We start from the raw sequence: 6247 nt of genomic DNA on the forward strand, positions 1-6247 counted from the left end.
GTGAAAAAATCAGTAATTTATTTTACAAGTACTTTTTTAGTAGCTGAGCCATTTTCTGATTGAACTTTTACTACATAAATTCCTTTTGGCTGGTTAGATAAATTAACCGAAGCAGTATTAGCAGCAGAAAGAACCTGTTTTCCGGCAACATCAAAAACGGTGATAGATTTTACATTTTCAACACCATTAACCGTAACCAGACCGCTTGTTGGATTTGGAGATACTGTGATGCTGTTTTCGTCTACAATGTTATCGTTAACTCCTAATTGTGGATTCATATACAAAGTAGAGGGAACAGTTTGCCCTGTCAAAATATAGGCTGCATTTCTCCAAAGCGTCAAAAATTCATTTGTAACATTTTTTCCATCTCCAGCTGCGATTGCTCCATAATTACATGCAAAAGTAATCATGTCTTTTGTACCTAGCTTATCATTTATATCTGTACCCATTTGAGTTCCGGCAGGAAAACGATTTATTAATAATGAATTGGTGTTTGAAGTAGTTGAAATAGCAGTACCAGCAGCAACATTTCCACTAGTACCAGCTAATAACGTTGCTGTTCCAGGGGTTGGAGTAGTAATTTCTAAATCATTAACTAAGGAAAGACCTTTAACAGCGGCAGTTGCTAAAGCTCCAGAAGCTACAGTAGCTCCAAGATCAGTAGCTCCTGCAAAAAAAAGAGGAATGTTAGTACCTGTAATTCCACTAAAGAGAGGGTTGGTTTCATTGCCAGAGATTACTTGAACTGCTAAGCTACTAGAACTTACAACATCATATGCTGTTCCCGTAGTAGAAGTTATCGTTCTATTAGCTCCCTTTTGGAATGTAAATGACTTGTTATAAATAAGTGGTATGTTTAGTGCTCCAAGTTTTCTGAATGCAAGTATTCCACTTGGTCTAATAGCAGCAGCAGTAGAACCCCAGCTTTCCTGTATTATTATTAAATCAGGTGCAAGAGCAGCAATTTCTACATCTACATTTACATTTGTAGCAAGATCTAATCCATTAGCATCACAAGCATAAACCTGAACAGTAAAGCCTGTAGCAGCAAGCATTCTTGTAATGGCATCGCTACCGGTAACCGTTGCATTTCCTGTTTGTGAAGCCGTAGCATCCATGGTTTTGCTAAATTGTATGTAAGCTACTTTTTTCTGCCCTACCATTTGAAGGGATGCAAACATTGTAAAGAGGGAAACTACGGTAATTGATAATTTGTTTTTGAGTAATTTTTTGGTCATAATTAGTAAAATTTTAAGATTAAAATTGATAATAAAATTATTTTTTAAACAAAAATATAAAAATAATTATGCTAAACAAGTTGTTGTGTAAAAATTGTGTAATCGATTGCGCTGGTAAAACATTAATTACTTCTGCAAGCCCTGAAATTGTTTAGAAAAAAGAATTAAAATTCTGCTTTTCAGGGTATTTTAATTCTTGTATTCAAAAAATACGCTCATAAATTATTCCAAAAAAGTTGAATTAGTTCAATAAATTAAATAGTCATTTCGGTAAAATTTGTACTATATAAATTACAAACCCCAAAATCGATTAATTATGAAATTTAAAAAAATTGCTTCAATGCTATTACTCTCAATTTTTTTTGCTGTTTCTTGCAGTAAAGACGATAATAGTGCAGATCAAAATGAAAGTGCCGTGGTTTCTCCTGATGTTTCAACGAGTACAGCCAAAGTAGGTAATTGCAGCGAAGTTCCTGGCTGGGCCTCTCAAAATGGAGGGACAACTGGCGGTGGGAGTGCAGCAGAACAAAACGTAACCAGCTATGCTGATTTAAAAACAGCTATTGAAAGCAGTACTGTAAAAGTTATAAAAATCTCAGGCACTATTCAAATTCCGGCTACTTCTACAGGAAGATTATTGCTTCAGGGACAGTCAGGAAAAACTATATATGGTGCAAGCGGAGCAAAACTGGTATCAACAGACCAGACTACTGCAAATTCTGGTATTATCAATATTAAGAACTGTACCAATATCATCATAAGAAATTTAATATTTGAAGGTCCGGGAGCTTATGATACTGATGGATGGGATAATGCTATTATTGATAACTGTCAAAACGTTTGGGTGGATCATTGCGAATTCAGAGACGGAGTAGATGGAAATTTAGACATTAAAAATAAATCTGATTTTGTTACAGTTTCTTATACAAAATTTGGTTATCAGAAACCCCCAAAAGCAGGAGGTCCCGGGGGAACTGATGATCATAGGTTTTCAAATTTAATAGGTTCAAGTGATACAGCTACAGGAGATCGCGGAAAATTGAGAATTACTTTTGCCCGATGCTGGTGGGCACCCGGATGCAAGGAGAGAATGCCCAGAGTACGATTTGGAAAAGTTCATATCATAAACAGTTATTTTAGCAGTTCGGTTAGTAATAAATGCATTATGGCAGGTTTTGAAGCCGATATCTGTGTTGAAAAAAATGTATTTGAAAATGTTACTAAACCTATTGATTTAATGACTGGGTTTACAGCAGTCACACAACTTGATAACAGCTTTATAAATACCACAAATACTGTAACTGGCAGTAACGCTTTTACGCCCCCATATACTATCGTTACGCTTCTTACAACTGCTGTAAAAGCTGATGTTACCGCTAATGCCGGTGCCACTTTTACAGGAAATATTTGTGGTTCTTTTTAACTAAATTTAGCCCGTTGCTGTAATTGTTGATAACAAATTTAATTTGTAAATGTACGCAGCTAATTTGTTTGGAAGAAATTTTGTTTGAATTAGACTTTTCAATTATTGTCAGCGGGCTTAAATTTAGTGAACACATATTTCAGTGTCATTTGTTTTTAGACATTGAAATATGTGTTTCTTTAAATATATTGATGAATCAGTAAGATGTAACGAAAAGAGGATTATAATTATTTTTTTTTCTTTATAGAATCAAATTCAAGAGTTTTGTTTTTTAGTGCTTTTTCCAGACTTTTTATTTTTTTTTGATAGACTTGATTAAGTCTTACAGCCTCATCAATCTCCGATTTTTTTTCAATAGCTATTTTACCGGATACCGGGCTTTGAAAACCAATAATATCATCGGTACTGACTTCTAAAATACCGGCAATTTTTATTAACCGTTCATGTCCAAGGATTGTTTTTCCTTTCTCAATTTTGTTGTAGCCCGACTGCGTTAATCCTAATTGCACGGCCATATACTCCTGAGTGTAATTTTTTAATTCCCGTATATTTTTGATATTCTTAATTATTGGATTTTGCATGTTTTAACTTACAGTGATAGTTATAATTTACAACAAACAAAAATAGATACATTTATGACTATAGAAATCTTTACTTACCTCAAGGTAACTGGTTTGAAACTAAGTATTATTTAGTTTTACTCATTCTGATTCAGCATAGTAAACTCAGAAAACAGTAAAAGTTTTTGACTAAATATACCTTCTTTGAATTATCATTTTTTATTATTCACAAATAACAATTAAGCATCAATAACCTATTGTATAAGAAATAAAAGAATATATTTTTGATTGGCCTTAATTAAACCGACTATCCAAATAATTACACCAATGACAACAAATAAAGATGAAAATGTACCCAATGAAATACGGGTAGAAAGAATTTTAAAATGTAAAACAGAGGTTCAGCCCATCATGGATGCTATTTATGTAATAACAGGCAAGTGGAGAGTACCCATAACAATAGCACTTATGGAAGGCAATAGAAGATTTAGTGAAATCATGAAAGAAATTCCTAAAATCACCTCAAAAGTACTGGCACAACAATTAAAAGAAATGGAACTGAATGGATTTGTTGAAAAAAAGATTTATAGTGATACTATAATAAGAACCGAATATCAACTCACTGAATATAGCTGGTCTGTAAAGCCTGTGATATTGGCATTAAGAGATTTCGGTATAAAACATCGTGAGACGTTGAGACTGGAAAAACAAGTAAATAAATAAGCTTGTTAATTGGTTATATCTGCAATCTGAATTAGTTAAAGCAGTAAAAACCTGAATTCCTGTTAAATCGGCAATCGAGGAAGAAGAAATGTATAACTCCTTCAATGTATTAATTTTTGAAGTTAATACTTTCCTGTCCGGGACTTCATCAATTCTTAAAGCAATTAATTTTGCCTCGAAGTGATATCAGGAAAGCCGTATATTGTACAAAAGCATTTGCACCCAATAACGAGAGTAATAATAAAAGTAATTTCGTTTTTCATAAAGGTCTTTTATTTAAAGCACCGCAATATTACAATTCAGCTGTTTTTTGACTATTATGATTTTACTACAGGTAAATAAAACAGGCTGTAAATAGTAAGCATAATTATTCAGTCAAACACATGAAGTAAATAGCTATTAATTATACAACTATCTGCTCTTTTCCTGTAATATATAATTTAAGATTCAGGGTAAATTTGTACTATCACATTTAATATTCTAAGGAAAGTAGTAACTAAATAAAAATGTTATGGAAAAGAAAAGCAACTTCGAATATGGTCAGACAGATCCCGATTTTATTGATCAAAATACTCTTATTGATGGTAGTACTATTCATAATAATGAGCAAAACCCACATGAACTGAATAAAGAACAAACTACAGAATTTGGAGAAAGTGATCCTGACTATATCGACCAGAACACTCTTGTGGATAATGACAATTATGCCAGAGACGAAGACCCTTATCAATATCAGGAAGAGTTTGTAGAAGATCTTTCGCATCCTGAAAATGATTTTGAAAAGAATGAAAACTCAAAACCTGAAAATGACGATTCTCAGAAAAGTAAAAATAAGGATCCACTAGTTAATCCAGAAAAGGATCTTGAAGGAGATAATGAATAATTGAATTTTTTCTAATGCTAAAATCAGATAACTAAGGTATCATAAAATGTTTTGAATATTTTTGCAAAATTTTGACACTTTTGTGTAAATCTATTTTAGGACAAGACACTTTAAGAAATTTAGAATTATAAGGACTTAAAAAAATTGCGCAAAGTCAGAGACATTTGCGCAGCTTTTCATGAGAACACTTCGTAGAGCGGGAGGTAAATCATTCTTTTTCATAAATAAATAATGTTTGATCCTGCGTATGCAAATAAATTCTGCTTTGATTTACTTTTATGCTTCCAATGATGCCATATTCAAGTGGAAGCTTATCTTGCCATAACAGTTCCTTTTTTGTTGGGTCTAAAACACCAAATCTAGCACCAACATTATCCGAGTTTCTATCGGCTCCTTTTGATTGCGAGAAATAAATTAGCCCATTATCAATTGCCCATCTGGGAAACCATAAGCGTTCGATTCCTCTTTCTACCATTAAATCCTCAATTTGCCAAGTTATAATTTCATCCTTTTGTGTATTATAAATGGTAATTACCTCTGAATGCAAAAAATAGATAAATTCATTCTCCACAATGATTTCTCCCACTATATTTGGAATTCTTTTTACAATTTCACCAGTATTGGCATCTAAGCCAAAACATTCGTGTTTGCCTCCTCCGTGTAATAAAAAATAAATCACTCCCGAAACTTCTACAATTTCAGTACTTATTGTTGGATCTTCTTCATTTAATAAATCTGTGTAAGAATGTTGCCAAATAGCTTCATTTTCAAAATTGAAAAGACCAATTTTCTTTTTATTTTTTGTTATAAAAAAGTAATCATCAATTACCAAATTAACACCATTATAACCTAACTCACTATAATCTTGTATTACTTTATTTTTTCCAGATCATATAGATTCCAAGTGATATCTTTTCCGTTATTAATTACTGCGAGATATTTGCCACTATAAAATTTATGCTTAAGTATTAATGCATAATCTTCTATTTGTATTTTTAACGTACCTGTAAAATCATAAACATATGTTTCGAATTTATTTTCCTCAAAAAGGAAAATTAAATCTTCAACTTGGCCACTAAAAGAAAAACATCCTTCGTTAATTTTTAAGTCATTAATCCAAATTTTTTTTTCAATATCAATCCTAAAAACTACATCTTCAAATATTTTATAGTCATTACAATTTTTAATTACAATTTTTTTCATTTAAATATTTTTTGATAGTTTTCATTCTTTTCAAAATACTTAATAAACATATCTGCTGCCTGCGAATCTGTCATATTCAGTATATTTTCATTATCTAATTCAAGTTGCTAGTTTGCAAAGCATAAAAAACACAAAGCAGAGGTTAAGTAAATTTGTTTTGCGAACCAATAAACAGAACCAATGCTTTGTAAAGACAAAATTATATCAATTTTTTGTT

Annotated in this window: 7 protein-coding genes; 3 read left to right on the forward strand and 4 right to left on the reverse strand. The window is 31.9% G+C overall.

Annotation, left to right across the window (positions count from 1 at the left end):
- Window positions 1-17: 17 nt before the first annotated feature.
- On the reverse strand, window positions 18-1238 hold the full coding sequence (locus AAEO57_RS12105) for a T9SS type A sorting domain-containing protein (protein WP_341692916.1): 1221 nt from the start codon (window positions 1236-1238) through the stop codon (window positions 18-20).
- 316 nt (window positions 1239-1554) lie between these two features.
- Between AAEO57_RS12105 and AAEO57_RS12110 the strand changes: the two genes are divergently transcribed.
- Window positions 1555-2661, forward strand: a complete 1107-nt coding sequence (locus AAEO57_RS12110; protein WP_341692918.1) for a pectate lyase family protein — start codon at window positions 1555-1557, stop codon at window positions 2659-2661.
- Window positions 2662-2888: 227 nt separating this feature from the next.
- Here the strand turns inward: AAEO57_RS12110 and AAEO57_RS12115 are convergent, their stop codons facing one another.
- Entirely contained in the window at window positions 2889-3242 is a 354-nt protein-coding gene (locus AAEO57_RS12115) for a helix-turn-helix domain-containing protein (protein ID WP_341692920.1), read from the reverse strand.
- Between the two features lie 306 nt (window positions 3243-3548).
- Between AAEO57_RS12115 and AAEO57_RS12120 the strand changes: the two genes are divergently transcribed.
- A complete protein-coding gene (locus tag AAEO57_RS12120) occupies window positions 3549-3944 on the forward strand; it encodes a winged helix-turn-helix transcriptional regulator (RefSeq protein ID WP_341692922.1) in 396 nt (131 codons plus the stop codon).
- Between the two features lie 511 nt (window positions 3945-4455).
- The gene (locus tag AAEO57_RS12125) at window positions 4456-4827 is read left to right on the forward strand and encodes a hypothetical protein (RefSeq protein WP_341692924.1); all 372 of its coding nucleotides are present in this window, start codon (window positions 4456-4458) and stop codon (window positions 4825-4827) included.
- 208 nt (window positions 4828-5035) lie between these two features.
- On the opposite strand, the gene AAEO57_RS12130 is transcribed toward AAEO57_RS12125, so the two are convergent.
- Both AAEO57_RS12130 and AAEO57_RS12135 read right to left on the reverse strand, forming a co-directional pair.
- A complete protein-coding gene (locus AAEO57_RS12130; RefSeq protein WP_341692926.1) occupies window positions 5036-5659 on the reverse strand; it encodes a hypothetical protein in 624 nt (207 codons plus the stop codon).
- A gap of 38 nt (window positions 5660-5697) precedes the next feature.
- Entirely contained in the window at window positions 5698-6030 is a 333-nt protein-coding gene (locus AAEO57_RS12135; RefSeq protein ID WP_341692929.1) for a hypothetical protein, read from the reverse strand.
- Window positions 6031-6247 lie beyond the last annotated feature (217 nt).

Origin of the sequence: Flavobacterium calami (assembly GCF_038290035.1) — a bacterium.
Taxonomy (GTDB): domain Bacteria; phylum Bacteroidota; class Bacteroidia; order Flavobacteriales; family Flavobacteriaceae; genus Flavobacterium; species Flavobacterium calami.

Coding starts and splice junctions, on each gene's coding strand:
- AAEO57_RS12105 (WP_341692916.1), bottom strand. CDS start 1,238: ATGACCAAAAAATTACTCAAAAACAAATTATCAATTACCGTAGTTTCC.
- AAEO57_RS12110 (WP_341692918.1), top strand. CDS start 1,555: ATGAAATTTAAAAAAATTGCTTCAATGCTATTACTCTCAATTTTTTTT.
- AAEO57_RS12115 (WP_341692920.1), bottom strand. CDS start 3,242: ATGCAAAATCCAATAATTAAGAATATCAAAAATATACGGGAATTAAAA.
- AAEO57_RS12120 (WP_341692922.1), top strand. CDS start 3,549: ATGACAACAAATAAAGATGAAAATGTACCCAATGAAATACGGGTAGAA.
- AAEO57_RS12125 (WP_341692924.1), top strand. CDS start 4,456: ATGGAAAAGAAAAGCAACTTCGAATATGGTCAGACAGATCCCGATTTT.
- AAEO57_RS12135 (WP_341692929.1), bottom strand. CDS start 6,030: ATGAAAAAAATTGTAATTAAAAATTGTAATGACTATAAAATATTTGAA.